Source organism: Rhizorhabdus histidinilytica (assembly GCF_900167915.1).
Lineage (GTDB): Bacteria > Pseudomonadota > Alphaproteobacteria > Sphingomonadales > Sphingomonadaceae > Rhizorhabdus > Rhizorhabdus histidinilytica.
Genome location: NZ_FUYM01000011.1, coordinates 53,575 through 72,591, shown reverse-complemented (window position 1 = coordinate 72,591; position 19,017 = coordinate 53,575). Strand labels below are relative to the sequence as shown.

At 69.1% G+C, this 19,017-nt stretch carries 19 protein-coding genes and 1 tRNA gene; 7 read left to right on the top strand and 13 right to left on the bottom strand.

What is annotated here, in order from left to right; translation table 11 throughout:
- Nucleotides 1-185: 185 nt before the first annotated feature.
- Both B5X82_RS27310 and B5X82_RS20730 read right to left on the bottom strand, forming a co-directional pair.
- Nucleotides 186-1,028 carry an OmpA family protein gene (locus B5X82_RS27310; RefSeq protein WP_079650080.1) on the bottom strand — a complete coding sequence of 281 codons (843 nt, stop codon included), beginning with the start codon at nt 1,026-1,028 and terminating at the stop codon, nt 186-188.
- Between the two features lie 22 nt (nt 1,029-1,050).
- Entirely contained in the window at nt 1,051-1,392 is a 342-nt protein-coding gene (locus tag B5X82_RS20730; protein WP_139385151.1) for a DUF4398 domain-containing protein, read from the bottom strand.
- Nucleotides 1,393-1,526: 134 nt separating this feature from the next.
- Here B5X82_RS20730 and B5X82_RS20725 point away from each other — a divergent pair, with 134 nt between their 5' ends.
- From B5X82_RS20725 to B5X82_RS20710, 4 genes are all read left to right on the top strand, one after another.
- Nucleotides 1,527-2,504 (top strand): retroviral-like aspartic protease family protein, encoded by a 978-nt coding sequence (locus B5X82_RS20725; RefSeq protein ID WP_079650078.1) that lies wholly within the window; start codon nt 1,527-1,529, stop codon nt 2,502-2,504.
- A gap of 60 nt (nt 2,505-2,564) precedes the next feature.
- Nucleotides 2,565-3,116, top strand: a complete 552-nt coding sequence (locus B5X82_RS20720) for a peroxiredoxin (protein ID WP_079650077.1) — start codon at nt 2,565-2,567, stop codon at nt 3,114-3,116.
- Nucleotides 3,117-3,118: 2 nt separating this feature from the next.
- Nucleotides 3,119-3,784, top strand: coding sequence for a hypothetical protein (locus tag B5X82_RS20715; RefSeq protein WP_079650076.1), 666 nt, complete (start codon nt 3,119-3,121; stop codon nt 3,782-3,784).
- 67 nt (nt 3,785-3,851) lie between these two features.
- The gene (locus tag B5X82_RS20710) at nt 3,852-4,886 is read left to right on the top strand and encodes an LLM class flavin-dependent oxidoreductase (protein WP_079650075.1); all 1,035 of its coding nucleotides are present in this window, start codon (nt 3,852-3,854) and stop codon (nt 4,884-4,886) included.
- 151 nt (nt 4,887-5,037) lie between these two features.
- On the opposite strand, the gene B5X82_RS20705 is transcribed toward B5X82_RS20710, so the two are convergent.
- The 4 genes from B5X82_RS20705 to B5X82_RS20690 form a co-directional block, all read right to left on the bottom strand.
- On the bottom strand, nt 5,038-5,835 hold the full coding sequence (locus tag B5X82_RS20705) for a DUF72 domain-containing protein (protein ID WP_079650074.1): 798 nt from the start codon (nt 5,833-5,835) through the stop codon (nt 5,038-5,040).
- Nucleotides 5,835-6,185, bottom strand: a complete 351-nt coding sequence (locus B5X82_RS20700; RefSeq protein WP_079650073.1) for a GFA family protein — start codon at nt 6,183-6,185, stop codon at nt 5,835-5,837. Before B5X82_RS20700 ends, B5X82_RS20705 begins: the two co-directional genes overlap by 1 nt.
- Before the next feature lie 17 nt (nt 6,186-6,202).
- Nucleotides 6,203-6,556, bottom strand: a complete 354-nt coding sequence (locus B5X82_RS20695) for a DUF1428 domain-containing protein (RefSeq protein ID WP_079650072.1) — start codon at nt 6,554-6,556, stop codon at nt 6,203-6,205.
- A gap of 75 nt (nt 6,557-6,631) precedes the next feature.
- Entirely contained in the window at nt 6,632-7,528 is an 897-nt protein-coding gene (locus B5X82_RS20690; protein ID WP_079650071.1) for a LysR family transcriptional regulator, read from the bottom strand.
- A 93-nt stretch (nt 7,529-7,621) separates the two neighbouring features.
- Here B5X82_RS20690 and B5X82_RS20685 point away from each other — a divergent pair, with 93 nt between their 5' ends.
- The 3 genes from B5X82_RS20685 to B5X82_RS20675 all read left to right on the top strand — a co-directional run bounded on the left by B5X82_RS20685 (nt 7,622) and on the right by B5X82_RS20675 (nt 12,576).
- Nucleotides 7,622-8,773: an acyl-CoA dehydrogenase family protein gene (locus tag B5X82_RS20685; RefSeq protein WP_079650070.1), complete on the top strand. Its 1,152-nt coding sequence runs from the start codon at nt 7,622-7,624 to the stop codon at nt 8,771-8,773.
- A 151-nt stretch (nt 8,774-8,924) separates the two neighbouring features.
- Nucleotides 8,925-10,526, top strand: a complete 1,602-nt coding sequence (locus B5X82_RS20680; protein WP_079650069.1) for a carboxyl transferase domain-containing protein — start codon at nt 8,925-8,927, stop codon at nt 10,524-10,526.
- 181 nt (nt 10,527-10,707) lie between these two features.
- Entirely contained in the window at nt 10,708-12,576 is a 1,869-nt protein-coding gene (locus B5X82_RS20675; RefSeq protein WP_079650068.1) for an acetyl-CoA carboxylase biotin carboxylase subunit, read from the top strand.
- Nucleotides 12,577-12,579: 3 nt separating this feature from the next.
- On the opposite strand, the gene B5X82_RS20670 is transcribed toward B5X82_RS20675, so the two are convergent.
- The 7 genes from B5X82_RS20670 to B5X82_RS20635 form a co-directional block, all read right to left on the bottom strand.
- The gene (locus B5X82_RS20670) at nt 12,580-13,278 is read right to left on the bottom strand and encodes a class I SAM-dependent methyltransferase (protein WP_079650067.1); all 699 of its coding nucleotides are present in this window, start codon (nt 13,276-13,278) and stop codon (nt 12,580-12,582) included.
- A complete protein-coding gene (locus B5X82_RS20665; RefSeq protein ID WP_079650066.1) occupies nt 13,271-13,729 on the bottom strand; it encodes an RrF2 family transcriptional regulator in 459 nt (152 codons plus the stop codon). The genes B5X82_RS20670 and B5X82_RS20665 overlap by 8 nt, the downstream gene beginning before the upstream one ends.
- An 84-nt stretch (nt 13,730-13,813) precedes the next feature.
- A tRNA-Gly gene (locus B5X82_RS20660) sits at nt 13,814-13,887 on the bottom strand.
- Nucleotides 13,888-14,143: 256 nt separating this feature from the next.
- Nucleotides 14,144-15,154, bottom strand: coding sequence for a copper resistance protein B (locus tag B5X82_RS20655; RefSeq protein ID WP_079650065.1), 1,011 nt, complete (start codon nt 15,152-15,154; stop codon nt 14,144-14,146).
- Entirely contained in the window at nt 15,151-16,842 is a 1,692-nt protein-coding gene (locus B5X82_RS20650) for a copper resistance system multicopper oxidase (RefSeq protein ID WP_079650064.1), read from the bottom strand. The genes B5X82_RS20655 and B5X82_RS20650 overlap by 4 nt, the downstream gene beginning before the upstream one ends.
- A 75-nt stretch (nt 16,843-16,917) precedes the next feature.
- Entirely contained in the window at nt 16,918-17,523 is a 606-nt protein-coding gene (locus B5X82_RS27095) for a hypothetical protein (protein ID WP_235862751.1), read from the bottom strand.
- A 65-nt stretch (nt 17,524-17,588) separates the two neighbouring features.
- Entirely contained in the window at nt 17,589-18,968 is a 1,380-nt protein-coding gene (locus B5X82_RS20635) for an amidohydrolase family protein (protein WP_079650062.1), read from the bottom strand.
- Nucleotides 18,969-19,017: the final 49 nt, after the last annotated feature.

Below are 19,017 nucleotides of genomic sequence, written 5' to 3'. Positions count from 1 at the left end.
TCGCATCGCACATAATCCGCGTCATTGCCCGATCGCAACAAGGACGAGCGCGGCAGGGTCTCCTTTCGACACTGTCCACCGCAGCCCTGCAACGGCGAGGACGCCCATGCAAAACCCCTTCCCGCCGAGGCGGGAAGGGGATCGGAGGTCATCTCGGCCTGCGCCGGGCGACGGCTGCGACGGGATCAGTCGAGCCCCGCGAAGGACGAGGCCTGCTGCCCGACGAGCGTCACCTCGACGCGACGGTTCTGCTGGCGGCCGGCGGCGTTCCGATTGTCGGCGACCGGTTGGGCCTCGCCATGGCCGACCGCGGTGATCCGATCGGGCGCGACGCCGAGGCCGGCGAGCGCGTTGCGCACCGACTGGGCGCGCGCCTCGGAGAGCTGCTGGTTGTAGCCGTCCGACCCTTGCGAATCGGTATGGCCGTCGATGCGGACCTTCACGTCCTTGTTCGCCTGCAGATATTGGGCGAGCGGCTGAAGGCGCTGCGCCGCGCCGGGCTTCAGATCGGCCTTGCCGGTCTCGAACACGACATCCTGCAGGACCAGCGTCGCGCCGAGCTGGGTCTGGCGGAGCTGATAGTCGCGCATCTCGGCCTTCAGCCGAGCGGCTTCGGCCTGCGCCGCGGCGGCATCGGCCTGGGCGCTGGCGGCGGCGGCCTGCGCGTCCGCGAGCTGGGCGTTGCTGCGCGACGCGGCGTCGGCCTTCGCCTGCTCGACGTCCTTCTTGAGCATCGCCACCTTGGCACGGGTCCGCGCGGTCTCGATCAGCGCGTCGATCTCGCCGGCCACGGCCTCGGCCTGGCCGGCCTTGTCGTTGTCGAGCTTCTTGTCGAGCTTGGCGATCCGTTCCGATGCGCGATCGAGATAGACCGCGCCATATTCGGCGACGCCGGGTTCGGCGCGCGCGACGGCGATCTTCTCGCGATACTGGTCGGTGACCAGCTTGTCGGTCTTGTCGGCGAGCGCCGGGGCGGCGAGGCCGGCCAGCGCGGTCGCGCCGGCGAGCGTCAGCATGAGCCTGTTCATCGCTTTTCTCCTCTCCGGGCTATCAGTTGGATGCGATCTTCGAGCGTTCGGCTTCGAGCGCCCGCGCCTCGGCGGTGGCGGTCGCAAGGTCGGCGAGCGCCTCGGCCTGGCGGGCGAGCGCAAGGGCGAAGCGATCCTCATCGTCGCGGAACTTGGCATTGGCCTGTTCCAGCGCCGTCCGGCTGCGGTTCAGCACGTCACCGGCATTGCCGCCGACCCCGGCCTTCTCCGCCGAATCGAGCTTCGCCTTGGCCGCCGCAATGGCGACGCGGGCATCGTCCTCATCCCCGGCCAGTGCCGCGCTGGGCGCGGCCGCGGCCGTCAGTCCCGCCACGGCGAGACCGATCAGAACCATCTTCCTCATCGTACACTACTCCGTACTGGATACGCCTTGCGCTCCAACGGGGAGAAGGTCGTTGCGGTTCCGCGGCGACCGCCGGCGCACGATTGTGGAATGCCGCGAAAAAGCTTATCCTGCGGGCCTGATCGGAGACGCCGATGGAGAGGATCTTTACCGTAATCAAGGGTTTGGCCGCGCTCTGCGCCGCCGGCCTGGTCGCCGCAACGGGCGCCGCCAGCACCGTTGATCCCGCACCGTCGGCCCCGGAGACGATCCAGGGCGGCCGCGACATCAACAAGCGGCTGACCGTACCGGTGACGATTGACGGCGGCGGCACCTACCAGTTCGTGGTCGACACCGGGGCGGAGCGCACCGTGCTGTCGCGCGAGCTGGCCGAGCGGCTGACCCTCGCCCCGGCGGCACCCGTCACCCTGCTGAGCATCGCCGGGCAGGACCAGGTCGCCACCGCGATCGTGCCTGGCCTCCGCCTCACGTCGAGCCGCAGCCGCATGGAAGCGTTCGAGGCGCCGCTGCTCTCCGAATTCCATCTCGGCGCGGTCGGCATGCTCGGCATCGACAGCCTCCAGACCAAGCGGGTCGTGCTCGACTTCCGGGCGATGCGCATGTCGATCAGCGAGGCGCCCCGGTCGACCCGGGTGGCGACCGACGAGATCGTCGTGACGGCGCGGCGCCGGCTCGGCCAGCTCATCCTCGTCGATGCCGAGGCCGAGGGGCAGAAGATCAACGTCATCATCGACACCGGATCGGCGGTATCGATCGGCAATCCGGCACTGCGCGAGCGGCTCGAACGTCGCAAGCGGCTGGGCCCGGTCGTGCCGATCAGCATCACCAGCGTCACCGGCGGGCAAACCCCCGCCGACTACAGCTCGGTCCACGAGATCCGCATCGGCGGCGTCACCTTGAAGGACATGCCGATCGCCTTCGCCGACGCGCAGATCTTCCATCGGCTGGGGCTCGACAATCGCCCCTCGGTGCTGCTGGGCATGGACGCGCTGCGGCTGTTCGACCGGGTGTCGATCGACTTCGCCAACCGGAACGTCCGCTTCCTGATGCCGGGCGACGCCTGGCAGGTGCCGCCGCCGCAGCTCGCCGGAATGGTGCCGCACCGGGGCTGAAACCGACACTGGACGCGGCGGCGCGGAGGACTAATCTGGCGCTTTCCGATGGAGAGTCCGATGCGCCCCCTGTTGCACGTCCTGAGCCTTATCGCCGCCCTCGCCCTGCCCGCCGCCGCGCCCGCCGCGCTCAAGGTCGGCGCCAAGGCGCCGTCGTTCGATACGCGCGCGTCGCTCGCCGGCAAGGATTTCGACTTCTCGCTGGCCAAGGCGTTGAAGAAGGGGCCGGTGGTGCTCTATTTCTTCCCGGCCGCCTTCACCAAGGGCTGCACGGTCGAGGCGCACGAGTTCGCCGAGGCGACCGACGACTTCGCCAGGCTGGGCGCGACGGTGGTCGGCATGGCCGCCGACCCGATCGAGAAGCTCAACCAGTTCTCGGTCCAGGAATGCCGCAACAAATTCGCCGTCGGCGTCGCCACCCCGGCGATGATCAAGGGCTATGACGTCGCGCTGGAGGCGGGGCTGATCCCCAACGTCACCGGGCGCACCAACCGCACCTCCTATGTGATCGCCCCCGACGGGCGGATCGTCTTCGTCCATTCGGAGCTGGGCGTCGCCGGCCATGTCAGCGGCACGATGAACGCGGTCAAGGCGCTCAAGGCCAAGCGCTGAGCATGGTCCCGAGGATGGCGGCGCGATCGGGCGCCGCGCTGCTGCTCGCGCTTGTCCCGGCCGGCGCGCGGGCGGTGCCGCTCGACGGCTATGTGCGCAGGCTCGAATATGCCGCGGTGGTCGGCGACCTCAACGCCCGGCTGCTCGCGACGCCGAGCGCGACGCGGACGCTCGAAGGCTGGTGCCGCGCGCATCGCCTCGCCGACCGGCCGGCGATCGTTGCCGACCGGATCGCCGGCACCGACAAGCCGATCAGCGCCGAGCAACGCGCCCGGCTCGGCATCGGCCCCGACGAGCCGGTCCGCTACCGCCATGTCCGGCTGCGCTGCGGCAACCGCGTCCTCTCGGAGGCCGACAACTGGTATGTGCCGTCGCGGCTGACGGCGGAGATGAACGCGCAGCTCGACGGCGGCGACATGCCGTTCGGCACCGTCGTCGCGCCGCTCGGCATCGCCCGGCGCACCGTCTCCGCCGAGCAATTGTGGCGGCCGCTGGCCGAGGGGTGGGAGATGTTCCGCGACGTCGAGGCCGCCGACCGCAGCGTACCGCCCGTCCCGGCCGAGCTGATCCGCCACCGCGCGATCGTCGTCGACCGGACCGGGCAGCCGATCGCCGAGGTCGCCGAGACCTATGGCGCGGCGCTGCTCGATTTCATGGGCGCCCGATAGTTTTTCTGTCGCGGCGGGCGGGCGCGGCGCGGTTGGCAGATCGGCCGCCCCTGCCTACCTTCCCGTCATGACCGATCCCGCGCCCTTCCGCCTCTCCGTCCTCGACCAGTCCCCTGTCGCCGACGGCAGCGACGCGGCCGAGGCTGTCCGCAACACCCTCGATCTCGCGCAGGCATGCGACGCGCTCGGCTATGACCGTTACTGGCTGGCCGAGCATCATGCGTCGATGAGCATCGTCGGCGTCGCGCCCGAGGCGCTGATCGGCCCGGTGGCGCTGGCGACCAAGCGGATCAGGGTCGGATCGGGCGGGATCATGCTGCCCCATTTCTCCCCGTTCAAGATCGCCGAAACCTTCCGGCTGCTCGGCGCGATCGCGCCGGGGCGGATCGACCTCGGCCTGGGCCGCGCGCCGGGATCGGACCAGCGCACCGCCTATGCACTCCAGCGCGACCGCTCGCGGCGCATCCCGCCCGACGATTTCCCGCAGAGCGTGAACGAGCTGCTCGGCTATCTCTCCGACAGCCTGCCCGCCGATCACCCCTTCGCCCCGCTCGCGCGATCGCTGCCCGACGGCACGCAAGGGTCACCCGATCCGTGGATGCTCGGCTCCTCGCCCGACAGCGCGCAATGGGCGGGCGAGCTCGGCCTGCCCTATTGCATCGCCGACTTCATCAATGCGCAGGCGCTGCCGCTCGCCGGCATCTACCGCCGCGCCTTCCGCCCGTCGCGCTGGGCGAGCAAACCGCACCTGATGGTCGCCTGCTGGGCGATCGCCGCCGACGACCGCGCCGAGGCCGAGGAGCTGGCGATGCCCTTCGCGATGATGTTCGCGCATCTGCTGCGCGGCGAGACGATCCGGGTACCATCGGTCGAAACCGCGCGCGCCTGGACCGCCGCCAACCCCGGAGCGCCCCGCCGCGACCGCCGCCTGCTGCTCGGCGATGGCCGCGAGGTGCGCGCGGGGGTCGAGCAGGTCGCCGAGCTGTATGGCGCGCAGGAGATGATGCTGGTCAACATCATGCCCGACCACGCCAGGCGCCGCCGCTCCTACGAGATGGTCGCGGAGGCGTTCGGGATGACGCGGACGCCGGAAGCGGCTTAAACGAAACGCATCCCTCTCTCGCCAACTCCGCTCATCCTGAGGAGCCATTGAGCGAAGGCGAAATGGCGTCTCGAAGGATCCTTCGAGACGGGCCTTCGCCAAAGCTCAGTCCCTCCTCAGGATGAGCGGGTCAGATAGAAAGGCCGATGCCCTACCCCAGCCGCTCGATCAGCGCCTGCGCCCCCGCCGGGTTGCGCTCCTTGGCCCCGGCGATGAGGAACAGGAAGACGTCGCGCCCGCCCGCGCCGTCGCCCGCTGGCGGACCCGCATAGGGCAGCCCCTCGGGCGCCTCGCCAGCCGCCCAGGACCGGGCGATCCCGGCCCAGCGGTCGAGCGCGGCATCGTCATAGCCGGTCGGCACCTCGGCGCGGGTCTGCTGGAGCCGCGCATAGACGAAGGGCGCGGTCAGGTCGGCGATCATCGGATAGGTCTCATGATCGGCGAACACGATCGCGCAGCCGCGCTCGCGCGCCAGGTCGACGAAGGCGGGGCAGACGAAGCTGTCGTGCCGCACCTCCAGCGCATGGCGCAGCGCCACCCCCTCCTGCTCGGCCGGCAGCAGGTCGAGAAAGCGGGCGAAATCGTCGGGCTCGAACCTCTTGGTGGCCATGAACTGCCACAGGATCGGGCCGAGCTTAGGCCCCAGCTCGGCGATCCCCTGCCCGACGAATTTGGCGATCGACTCCGCCCCGTCGGCCAGGACCTTGCGGTTGGTACAGAAGCGCGAGGCCTTGACCGTGAAGACGAAGCCGTCGGGCACGGTGGCGGCCCATTTCTGCCAGCTCTCGCGCTTCTGGGTGCCGTAATAGGTGCCGTTGATCTCGATCCCGGTCAGGCGCTGGCCGGCATATTCCAGCTCGCGGGCATGGGGCAGGCCCTTGGGATAGAAATTGTCGCGCCACGGCTCATAGGTCCAGCCGCCGACGCCGACATGGATGGCCCCCGCCATCAGAAGCTCGCCCCGTCGACCTTCTGGATCTCGAGCGCGTCGGGATCGGCGGCATCGACGCAGCGCAGGTTGACCGCCGCCATCTCGCTGCCGTCCGGCATCTTTCCCATCGCGAAGGGCTGGGTGCCGCAGGTCGTGCAGAAGCGATGCTCGATCGCGTGCTTGTAGAAGAAATAGCTCTTCAGATCCTCCTCGCCGCGCTCCAGGCGGAACTGCGCGGCGGGGAAGAAGGCGAGAAGGAAGCCCTTGCGCCGGCAATGCGAGCAGTTGCACGCCATCGCCTGGGTCGGCACGTCCGCATCGACCGTATAGGCCACCTTGCCGCAGTGGCAGCTTCCTTCGAACGCCATGATCCTCTCTCCCTCAATCAATTCTCGACGAAGGTCTTGAACCCGCCATAGATCAAGCGCTTCCCGTCGAACGGCGCATTCTCCATGTCGTGCTTCATCCGCGGATCCTCCATCACCTTCTTGTTGATGGCGTCGCGGGCTTCGCGCGATTCATAGGTGATCCAGGAAAAGACCACCGTCTCGTCCTCCTTCAGATGGACCGCGCGGGGGAAGCTGGTCAATTCCCCCACCGACACGTCGTCGGCCAGCGCCTCGACGTAGGACAGCGCGCCATGGCTCATCCACACGTCACGCGCCAGCTCGGCCAGCGCCGTGTAGTCGTCGAGCTTGTCCTTCGCCACCGCGACGATGAATCCGTCCACATAAGGCATGTCCGTCTCCTCTTCGTTTTCCGGACCGCAGCATAGCGCATCCGCAAGACAAGGACGGAGCCGACGACCCCGATCCTACACGCCGCGCCGCGCGAATCCGTCGACCGGTCGGCTTTCGATCAGGTCGACGAGGATTCGGATCGCCGGCCGGTCGCGCACGGCCCGGCCGGCATGCTCGCCGAACAGCAGCCCGATGTCGCGGGTGAAGGCGAAATCGGCCAGGCGCGGGCGCACCACGCCGGGCGCGTGGAAGCTCTCCGGCATCACCGTCACGCCCAGCCCGGCGCGGACGAGGCGCAGCGCGCGATCGTCGCTGGTGACGCGCGCCGGGAAGAAGGGGCGGACGCCGCGCGCGGTGAAATAGCGGCTGGTGTCCGACAGCAGTTCGCAATGGCGACGGACGATCATCGGCTCACCGGCCAGTTCCGCACCGTCGATCACGTCCCGGTCGGCGAGCCGGTGGGTCGCCGCCATCGCCAGCGCATAGCCCTCGGTCAGCAGCCGCTCAGCCGGCAGCCGGCTGTCGCCGCGCAGGATAGTCAGCGCGACGTCCATATTGCCGCGCGCCAGCCGCTCGGCCAGTTCGCGCTCGCGCCCCTCGATCAGTTCGACCCGCTCGCCGCCGCCGCCATCGCGCAGCCGCGCGACATAATCCTCGATCCACGCCGCCGGGATCGATCCGAGTATGCCGAGCCGCACCGTCGCCGGCGCGGCCGCCGACTGCACCGCGCGTTCGGCGGCCGCGAACTCGGCCTCTATCCGCCGCGCATGGCCGGCAAGGTCGACCGCTGCCGCAGTCAGCTCTACCCGCCGGTTGGTGCGAATGAACAAAGGACGGCCGAGCAGGGTTTCGAGCTTGGCGATGCCGGCCGACAGGGTCGGCTGCGAAACGTTGCATGACGCCGCCGCCTTGGAGAAATTGCCCTGGTCGATCACGGCCAGGAAGTAACGGAGCAGATAGCGGTCCACCATAGATGGGGTCTATGATGTTCCCTCATCGCTTTCAATTTTTCTTATGGACGCGACTGAATTATCAGGATGGTTCGGAATATCGGAGAGGGTGCCATGGCAGATTTCGACTTCGCGCTGGGCGAGATGGCGGATGCGATCCGCGACACGACGGCGCGCTTCGCCGCCGACCGGATCGCCCCGATCGCGGCGAAGATCGACGCGGACGACTGGTTCCCGCGTGAGATCTGGCCCGAGATGGGCGCGCTCGGCCTGCACGGCATCACGGTGGACGAAGCCGATGGTGGCCTCGGCCTCGGCTATCTCGAACATGTCGTGGCCCAGGAGGAGGTCGCCCGCGCCTCGGCGTCGATCGGGCTGAGCTACGGCGCCCATTCGAACCTGTGCGTCAACCAGATCCGTCGCTGGGCGACCGCCGAGCAGAAGGCCCGCTACCTCCCCAAGCTGATCTCGGGCGAGCATGTCGGCAGCCTCGCCATGTCGGAGGCGGGGGCCGGCTCCGACGTCGTCTCGATGAAGCTGCGCGCCGAGAAGAAGGGCGACCGCTACGTCCTCAACGGCACCAAATTCTGGATCACCAACGCGACCTATGCCGACACGCTGGTCGTCTACGCCAAGACCGGCGAGGGATCGCGCGGGATCACCACCTTCATCATCGAGAAGGACTTCAAGGGTTTCTCGATCGGGCAGAAGATCGACAAGGTCGGCATGCGCGGATCGCCGACCGCCGAGCTGGTGTTCGACGATTGTGAGGTGCCCGAGGAGAACGTCATGGGCCCGGTCGGCGGCGGCGTGGGCGTGCTGATGTCGGGGCTCGACTATGAGCGGACCGTGCTCGCCGGCATCCAGCTCGGCATCATGCAGGCCTGCCTCGACACGGTCCTCCCCTATGTCCGCGACCGCAAGCAGTTCGGCCAGCCGATCGGCGCCTTCCAGCTCATGCAGGCCAAGGTCGCGGACATGTATGTCGCGCTCAATTCGGCGCGCGCCTATGTCTATGCGGTGGCGAAGAATTGCGACGCCGGGCGGACGACCCGCTTCGACGCGGCGGGCGCGATCCTGCTCGCCAGCGAAAATGCGGTGAAGGTCGCCAACGAGGCGGTCCAGGCGCTGGGCGGCGCGGGCTACACCAAGGACTGGCCGGTCGAGCGCTACATGCGCGACGCCAAGCTGCTCGACATCGGCGCCGGCACCAACGAGATCCGCCGCATGCTGATCGGCCGGGAAGTCATCGGGGGCGTGGCGTGAGGCCGCACGTCACTCCCCCTCCCTTTCAAGGGAGGGGCGTAGGGGTGGGTGACGGAGCAAAGGGCTCGATGCCCTTTGCGGAGTTCTACGGAACGATGGAGCAGGCTCGCTGCGCTCGCACCCACCCCTCCCTTGAAAGGGAGGGGGGGCTATGACTCGGCTCACGACCCTCGCGGACACCGCTTCGGAAGCTTTCGCCGCCAACGCCGCGCATAACCGCGCGCTGGCCGACGAGTTGCGCGCCCGTGTCGCCGCCGCCGCGCTGGGCGGATCGGAGGCGCATCGCGAGCGCCATGTCGCGCGCGGCAAGTTGCTGCCGCGCGACCGCGTGCATCGGCTGCTCGATCCGGGTTCCCCCTTCCTCGAGATCGGCCAGCTCGCCGCCAACGGCATGTACGACAAGGAAGGCGGCCCGCCCGGCGCGGGCATGATCGCCGGCATCGGCAGCGTCCGGGGCCGCCATTGCATGATCGTCGCCAATGACCCGACGGTGAAGGGCGGCGCCTATTTCCCGATGACGGTAAAGAAGCATCTGCGCGCGCAGGAAATCGCACGCGAGAACCGGCTTCCCTGCATCTACCTGGTCGATTCGGGCGGCGCCAACCTGCCCCACCAGGCGGAGGTATTCCCCGATCGCGACCATTTCGGCCGCATCTTCTTCAACCAGGCGCAGATGTCTGCCGAGGGCATTCCCCAGATCGCCTGCGTCATGGGAAGCTGCACGGCGGGCGGCGCCTATGTCCCCGCCATGTCGGACGAGACCGTGATCGTGCGCAACCAGGGCACGATCTTCCTCGCCGGCCCGCCGCTGGTGAAGGCCGCGACCGGCGAGGTGATCACCGCCGAGGACCTCGGCGGCGGCGACCTGCACGCGCGCAGGTCGGGCGTGGTCGACCATCTCGCCGAGAATGACGAGCACGCGCTGCTGATCGTGCGCGATATCGTCGCGACGTTGCAGCCGCCGTCCCCCACGCCGGTCAACCGGGCCGATCCCAGGGCGCCGCTGTTCGACCCGGCCGAACTTTACGGCATCGTGCCGCAGGACGTCCGCGCTCCCTATGACGTGCACGAGGTGATCGCGCGGATCGTCGACGGATCGGAGCTGCACGAGTTCAAGCCGCTCTACGGCACCACGCTGGTCTGCGGCTTCGCCCATATCTGGGGCCAGCCGGTGGCGATCCTCGCCAATAATGGCGTGCTCTTCTCCGAAAGCGCGCTCAAGGGCGCGCATTTCATCGAGCTCGCCTGTCAGCGCCGGGTGCCGCTGCTGTTCCTCCAGAACATCTCGGGCTTCATGGTCGGCGGCAAGTACGAGGCGGAGGGCATCGCCAAGAACGGCGCCAAGCTGGTGACCGCCGTCGCCACCGCCAGCGTGCCCAAGATCACCGTGCTGATCGGCGGCAGCTTCGGCGCCGGCAATTACGGCATGTGCGGCCGCGCCTATCAGCCGCGCTTCCTGTTCACCTGGCCCAATGCGCGGATCAGCGTGATGGGCGGCGAGCAGGCGGCGTCGGTGCTGGCCACCGTCCACCGCGACGCAGACAGCTGGACGCCCGAGCAGGCCGAGGCCTTCAAGGCGCCGATCCGCCAGAAATATGAGGACGAGGGCAATCCCTATTATGCGACGGCGCGGATGTGGGACGACGGGATCATCGACCCCGCCCAGACCCGCGATGTCCTCGGCCTCGCCCTCGCCACCACGCTGAACGCCCCGATCCCCGATCGCGCGGAGTTCGGCGTGTTCCGGATGTGAATATGGCCGATCGAAACCCAAAATTCCTCCCCGGAACGGGGAAGGGGACCGATCTTCTCCCCGGTCGTCATCCTGAACTTGTTTCAGGATCCACCCTTCAACGCAGGCAGGCTCCCGTGGCCTGGTGGATGCTGAAACACGTTCAGCATGACGGGTTCTGCACATCCCAGGGGAAGGCCCTATGATCCGCTCGCTCCTTATCGCCAATCGCGGCGAGATCGCCCGCCGCATCATCCGCACCGCGCGGAAGATGGGCATCCGCACCGTCGCGGTGCATTCGGACGTTGACGCCGCCATGCCCTTCGTGCGCGAGGCGGACGAGGCGGTCTGCATAGGCCCGGCGCCGGCGCGCGAATCCTATCTGGTCCAGGCGAAGATCCTGGAGGCCGCGAAGGCAACCGGCGCCGAGGCGATCCACCCCGGCTACGGCTTCCTCTCGGAAAATGCCGAGTTCGCCGAGGCCGTGGGGGCCGCCGGCCTCGTCTGGGTCGGCGCGCCCGCCCATTCGATCCGCGCCATGGGCCTGAAGGACGCCGCCAAGAAGCTGATGGTCGAGGCGGGCGTGCCGGTCACGCCCGGCTATATGGGCGAGGACCAGGATCCCGCCCATCTCAAGGCCGAGGCCGACCGGATCGGCTATCCGGTACTGATCAAGGCGGTCGCCGGCGGCGGCGGCAAGGGCATGCGCAAGGTCGACCGCCCGGAAGACTTCGCCGACGCGCTCCTGTCCTGCCAGCGCGAGGCGGCCTCCTCCTTCGGCGACGACCGCGTGCTGATCGAGAAGTACATCCTCGGCCCGCGGCACATCGAGGTGCAGGTGTTCGGCGACCGGCACGGCCATGTCGTCCACCTGTTCGAACGCGACTGCTCGCTCCAGCGCCGCCACCAGAAGGTGATCGAGGAGGCCCCCGCCCCCGGCATGGACGCGGCCACCCGCGCCGCCGTCTGCGAGGCGGCGGTCAAGGCGGCCAAGGCGGTCGACTATGTCGGCGCGGGCACGATCGAGTTCATCGCCGATGCCTCCGAGGGGCTGCGCGCCGATCGTATCTGGTTCATGGAGATGAACACTCGGCTGCAGGTCGAGCATCCGGTGACCGAGGCGATCACCGGCCAGGACCTGGTCGAATGGCAGCTCCGCGTCGCCTCGGGCGAGCCGCTGCCCAAGACGCAGGAGCAGCTCTCGATCAACGGCTGGGCGATGGAGGCGCGGCTCTATGCCGAGAATCCGTCGAACGGCTTCCTGCCGTCGACCGGCCCGCTCACCCGGCTGCGCCTGCCGCGCGGCATCCGCGTCGACAGCGGCGTCGAGGAGGGCGGCGAGGTGTCGCCCTATTATGATCCGATGATCGCCAAGCTGATCGTCGCGGCGCCGAGCCGCCCGGCGGCGGCGGCGAAGCTGGCCCAGGCGGCAGCGCGGGTCGAGGTCTGGCCGGTCCGCACCAACGCCGCCTTCCTGGCGCGCGCGGCGGCCGATCCCGATTTCGTCGCCGGCCATGTCGACACCGGCTTCATCGAACGACACGCCGACCGGCTCGTTCCCCCCGCCGAGCCCTCGGAAGCGGTGCAGCAAGCCGCGGCCCGCGCGCTGCTGCCCGAGGGCGCCGGCGCCTGGACCAGCCTGACCGGCTTCCGCACCAATGCGACGGCCGAGCGGCGGGTCGAGGTCGAGGTGGCGGGACACAGCCATCTCGTCGCGCTCGACGATGGCGCGGCCGGCGGCAAGCTGCGCGCGGTGGGCGGCGAGACGCTGCTGTTCCTCGACGGCGAGGCCTGGCCGATCGAAGCGCCGCGCGCCGACCATGCCGGCGGCGGCGGGGCCGTGTCCGACGGCGCGCTGCTGGCGCCGATGCCGGGCAAGGTGATCGCGGTCGAGGTCGCCGAGGGCGACGCCGTGACCAAGGGCCAGAAGCTGCTGGTGCTCGAAGCGATGAAGATGGAGCAGGCGATGCTCGCTCCGTTCGACGGCATCGTCGCCGAACTCAAGGCCAGCGTCGGCGGCCAGGTGAGCGAGGGCGCCATGCTGGTTCGGGTGGAGAAGGCGGAAGGCTGAGCCTCACGCCGTGCCGACCCAGCCGCGCCAGGTGAAGGCCGCGTAGAACAGGCTCAGATCGGCGAAACCCGCCGCGCGCAGGATCGTCTCGTCCTGCTCGGGTGTGAACATGTTGACGGCGCGGTCGACCGAATCGCGGGCATTCTCCGCCAGCGCGGGATCGACCCCCGACGAGACCGCGAAGGCCGCGTAGCGCGACAGCCAGAGCGCGCGTTCGCCCTTCCCTTGCGGGAAACTGCCGTGCATCGCGACGAAGGGCGCGCCCGGATGCAGCCGCTCGCGGATCGCGGCGGCGGTGCGGCAGCGCTCCTCGGCGTCGAGGAAATGGAGCGTCAGCAGGCAGGTCGCCCCGTCGAACGGCCCGGCGGGCGCATCGTCGATATAGCCCTCGACCAGTTCGACCCGCTCCATCAGCGGCCCCAACCTGCGTTCGGCGAGGGCGAGCATCTCCGCCGCCGGATCGACGCCGACGAAGCTCCAGCCCGGATGCGCCTCGGCCAGTGCCTTCAATTCCAGTCCACCGCCTGCGCCAAGCACCAGGACGCGGCCGTCGTCGGGCACCCGCTCGGCCAGCAGAAGGCCGGTCATGCGGTGGACCGCCTCCAGCCCCGGCACGAAGCGGCGCGGGCCGTCCGGATATTGGGCGACCTTCTCCGCGTCCCGGAAGCCCTTCATGAAATCCAGCGCACCGTCTTCAGCCATGGTCGATCTCCTTGCGGCCCAGTGGACGGGCCGTCATGCGTGCGTGGAAATCGGCGCTGAGCATCGCCAGCGTGACCTCCCCGAAACGCGCGAGCAGCAGCCCCTCGGCATCGTGGAAGGCCCGTCCGAGCGCCGCGTTGACCGCCTGCTCGACCAGGCAGCCCGGCGCCTCGGTCCGATGCCCCATCGCCAGCAGCGAGGGACCGCCCAACGCGTCGTAAATGTCCCGAAGCGTGATGCCGTCGAGCGGCCGGGCGATCGTCCAGCCGCCGCCATGGCCCTTTTCCGACCGGACCAGCCCCTGCTCGCGCAACCCCGCCATGACCCGGCGGACGACGACCGGATTGGTGTCCATCGCCTTCGCCAGCACCTCCGAGGTCACGGGGCCGTCCTGTTCCGCCATGTGCAACAGCACATGGAGCACGCCTGATAATCGACTGTCGCGCTTCATGTAACTTCAAATAGTACATGATCGGACAAAGTCAATCATGGCCGGGCTGACCCTGCGTCATTCACGAAGAAGCTGACGTATCGATGGAGCGGGCGAAGGGAATCGAACCCTCCTAGCCAGCTTGGAAGGCTGGAGCATTACCACTATGCTACGCCCGCTCATCGGTGCCCAGCGGCCGTACGGCCCGTGGTGAGCAGCCTTTAGCCCTGCCCTCGAAAAGCGTCAAATGCTGTTCGCGCCGCGCGCACGCTTCCGGCGCTTTACGCGAAACTTATCCGGCGGGGCGGCTATCCGTCTCGAAACTTCACGGTGGTCCGGGCGAAGGGAGCGCACCCCTCGCAACCGCTCCCTGTTCCTCCGGCCTGCGAGTCCCTCGGGTGGGCGGGGCATCGCGCCCCGCCCGCTCCCTTTGGGTCAGAACCAGAAGCGGATGCCCGCGACGACGCCCTTCGAGGTCACGTCCTCGCCGGCCAGCCGGGCGTAGCGGGCCGTGTCGCCGAACCGCCTTTCCCAGTTGAAGCCGACATAGGGGGCGAACTCACGGACGATCTCGTAACGCAGCCGCAGCCCGGCCTCGATCGTCGACAGGCCCGATCCGATGCCGCTTTCGGGCACGTCCTGCGCCGACAGCTCGACCTCCACCCGCGGCTGGAGGACAAGGCGCTGGGTGATGCGCTGGTCGTAGTGCCCTTCGAGCCGGGCGAGCAGGTCACCCTTGTTCGACAGGAACAGCCGCGCCTCCAGGTCGAACCAATAGGGGGCGAGCCCCTCGACACCAACCGTCGCATAGCTTCGGTCGGGCCCGCGCTGGACATCCTGCCGGACGCCCGCCTGCAGGTTCCAATAGGGATCGAGCGCGTGCGACCAGAGCGCCTGCACCTCGCCCGCCTCGACGCCCTCGCCCCGTGTCGCCTCGCCCTCGGTGGTGAGCAGGAAACGGTCGATGTCGCCGCCGAACCAGGCCTGCCCGTCCCAGCGATAGCCGTCGCGGCCGTCGCGGAACTGCCGCTCGAGCAGGTTGAGGATCACCTGCCGCTGCGGCATCGAGCCGTGTTCGTGGAGCATGTGCGCCTGCGCGGGCGCCATCGCCTCCGCGCCCCAGAAGCGATCGGCCAGGCGATCGCGCTGCACCGGCGGGGGCGGCGCGCTCCCGGCTGGCAGGTCGGTGCCCGTCGCATCGGCGGCCGGGGCGGGCGCCGGCGCTTGGCGATGGTGCGCATGCGGATCTGCCGGCGCCGGCGCCGGCTCCGGCTCCGGTGCCGGGGTCATGTTGTGGCCGGCATGTGGATCGGTCTGCTCTGGCTGGGGAGCCGACGCCGCCGGTGCTGGCATCGCCATGCCGGGTCCATGATGATGCGCATGCTGCGCGAAGGCCGGCGCGGCGAGCGCGAGGCCCGGCAGGGCGATGAGAAGGAGCGCCTTCATGCCGCGCCTCCCTCGGCCCGCACCTGCACGACGCGCATCATCCCGGCGTGCATGTGGTAGAGCATATGGCAGTGGAAGGCCCAGTCGCCCTCGACCCCGGTGACATCGAAGCTGACCAGGCCGCCCGGCGCGACGTTGACGGTGTGCTTGCGCGGCGAATGGTCGCCATGGCCGGTGACCAGCTCGAAGAAATGGCCGTGCAGGTGGATCGGGTGCGCCATCATCGTGTCGTTGATCAGGTTCACCCGCACCCGTTCACCCACCCTGATCGGTATCGGATCGCGCGCCTCCGACAGCGTCTTGCCGTCGAACGACCACATGTAGCGCTCCATGTTCCCGGTCAGGTGGACGTCGATCGAGCGCGTCGGCGCGCGCACGTCGGGATTGCGGTCGCGCGCGACGAGGTCGCGATAGACCAGAACTTTGTGCCCGACGTCGGCGAGGCCCTGCCCCGGCTCGCCGGTCCGGTCCTTCGGCATCGGCGAGATGGTCTGCACGCCGGGGCCCATCGCCACCGACGGGGCGTTGGCCGGGTTGCGCATCGACATGTCCATCTCGAAGCCTTCCATGCCGCTCATGTCCATGCCCATGTCGGTCATGTCGGCGACCGGGCGGCGGCGCAGCGGCGGCACCTCCGCGGCCATGCCGAGGCGCGGCGCGAGGGTCGCGCGGGCCATGCCCGAACGATCGACAGCCTCGCCGACGATCGTATAGGCGCGGTCCTCGGCCGGCTCGACGATCACGTCATAGGTCTCGGCGACGGCGATCTGCAGCTCGTCGACGGTAACCGGGCGGACATCCAGCCCGTCGGCCTGCACCACCGTCAGCTTCAGCCCCGGGATGCGGACGTTGAAGATCGTCATCGCCGAGGCGTTGACCAGCCGCAGCCGCACCCGCTCGCCCGGCCGGAACAGCGCGGTCCAGTTGTCGCGCGGGCCATGGCCGTTGACCAGATAGTCGTAGGTGCTGCCGGTGACGTCGGAGATGTCGGTCGGGTCCATCCGCATCGCGCCCCAATCGAGCCGGTCCTTCAGCCCCTGGTCGCGGCCCGCCAGCAGGCCCGCCAGCGTCTGCCGCTGCATGTTGAAGTAGCCGGGCTCCTGCTTGAGCTTGCGGAAGATCACATGCGGCGGAAGCCGGCTGTGGTCCGACAGCATCACGACGTGCTGGCGGTCGCTGGCGATCGGATCGGCCCCGGCCGGATCGATCACGATCGGACCGTAGAGGCCGAGCTGCTCCTGCAGCCCCGAATGGCTGTGATACCAATAGGTGCCCGCCTGGACGACCGGGAACTCGTAGGTGAAGGTCGATCGCGGCGCGATGCCGGGGAAGGAGACGCCCGGCACCCCGTCCATCTGGAAGGGCAGGATCAGCCCGTGCCAGTGGAGCGAGGTCTCCTCGTCCAGTGTGTTGTCGACGCGGATGCGGACGGGCCGCCCCTCGCGCAGCCGCAGGATCGGTGCCGGCGCGCCGCCGTTGATGCCGATCGCCAGCCGGTCGCGGCCGTCGATGCGCATTGTCGCCTGGCCGATGCGCAGGTGGATGTCCCCGCCCGACTCTTCGGGCAGGGGGTCGGCGATTCCGGGCGTCCCGGTCCTGGCCCAGGCCGGCCATTGGCCCAGCCCGGCTGCCGTCGCGCCCAATATGCCGGCGCGCAACATCGCGCGCCGGTCCCATGATCGGTTCATGATCGAATGTCCTGTTCGCCTTCCAAGGCGTGTAACGAATGGGAGGGGACGGCGCGCCGTCCCCTCCCCCGCACGTCAATGATCGTGCGTGTCGGTTGCGGATGCGGCCGCGTCCTTGGCCTTGTCGCAGCAGTCGCCGCCCTTGGCCTTGTCGCAGCAATCCTTGCCTTGCTTCGCCGCCATCTTGTCGCAGCAGCCCTTCGCCGTGTCGGCGGGCTTGGCGTCCGCATGGCCGGCATGCTGGGCGTGGGGATCGGCGGCGGTCTGCGCAGCCGCGGGAGCGGCGATCGCCAGCGCGATCGCGGTCATGATAAGCTTCATCGATAGTCTCCTGAGATGTGTGTTCAGATCTCGGGAGCGTTTCGGGGAGGGGGCGTCTCGCGGGCGAGGTCGACGCCGTCGAGCTGGGCGACGCGCAGCATCGCCGGCGGCACGCCGCCGAATCGACGGCGCCCGCACGATGAACGGCGCGCTGGCATGCAGCGCCGAGCAGGCCGCCGCACAATCGATCTTCAGGCTGTTCTTGCCGTCCGGCTTGCCGGGCAGCATGCCCGCGCAATGCACGTCCATCGTCATCGCCACCGGCTCGGCCGCCGGCATCGCCGCACCCGCGTCGGCCATCAGGACCGGCGACAGGAGCAGCGCGAAGGCCGCCAGGAACAGGGCGAGCGCACGAAACATCGCGCCTCTCCTAACGGATCGCGCGGCGATATCCAATGCCGAACTCGACGGACGCGCGGGCCGCGTCAGGAGACCGGCTTGCCGTCCGCCTTGACGACATCGCCGCCCTTCATGACGAAATCGACCTGTTCGAGCGCGGCGACGTCCTTCAGCGGATCGCCGGTCACCGCGATCAGGTCGGCAAAGCGTCCCGGCTGGACGAGGCCGACGTCCTTGCTGCCCAGCAGATCGGCGGCATGGCCGGTCGCGGTCTCGATCGCCTCCATCGGCGACAGGCCGGCGGCGACCAGCAGCTTGAACTCCTGCGCGTTCTCGCCATGCGCCGACAGGCCGAAGGTGTCGGTGCCGAAGGCGATCTTCACGCCCGCGGCGTGCGCGTCATGGGTGTTCTTCTGGAGCATCGGGGCGATCGCGAGCGCCTTCTGCGCGGTCGAGGGGTTGAGCCGCTCGGGGTGCGCCTTGGCGGTCTCGTAGACGCGCTGGCCGACCAGCAGGGTCGGGACCAGATAGGTGCCGTGCTGCTTGAACAGCTTATAGCTCTGCGCGTCGGCGAAGCTACCATGTTCTATCGAATCGACCCCCAGCCCGATCGCATGGTCTATCGCCTGCTTGCCATGGGCGTGCGCGGCGACCTTCATGTCGAGGCTGTGGGCGGTGTCGATCACCGCCTTGATCTCGTCGTCCTGCATGAGCTGGAGATTGGGATCGTCGCCGATCGACATGACGCCGCCCGACGGCATGATCTTGACGACGTCGGCGCCCTCGCGCTTGAGCCGGCGGACCGTCTGGCGGGCCTCCTCGGGGCTGTCGATCACCGCGTCGCGCGCGTGCGGCAGCTCGGCGATGTCGGGGATCAGGCCGTTGGCGGGATCGCTGTGGCCGCCGGTCGGGCCCAGCGCCTCGCCCGCCACCCACATGCGCGGACCAGGGATCGACCCGTCGGCCACCGCCTTCTTGAGCGCGACCACCGCGGCGGTCGAGTCGCCGACGCTGCGGATCGAGGTGAAGCCGGCGAGCAGCGTCGCGCGCACGTCCTTCACCCCGTCGATCAGGTCGTCATAGGAGGAGCGCGTCACCGCCTTGCGGATCGGATCGCCGGGATGGAAGGCCTGGGTGATGTGGACGTGGCAGTCGATCAGGCCGGGCAGGACGGTGCGGTTCGACAGGTCCACCACCGTCTCGCCCGCGCGCGCCTCGACGAAGCCGGGCTCGACCGCGCGGATGCGGTCATCGTCGATGACGATCGACACGCGATCGCGCGGGGCGCCGCCGGTGCCGTCGATCAGTCGGCCGGCATGGACGATCGTCGTCGCGGCGATCGCCGAGGTCGCGGTCGACATCAGCAGGGTGGCGGCAAGGAAGGCGTTGCGCAGGATCACGTGGGTCTCCGCTGGTTCAGGGGGGCGTCGGGAAGGATGGATCGTTGGCGGGAAAGGCTGGGGCAAAGCCGGCCCGGAAACCTATGCGTGGCCCCGGCAATCTTATGGATATCCC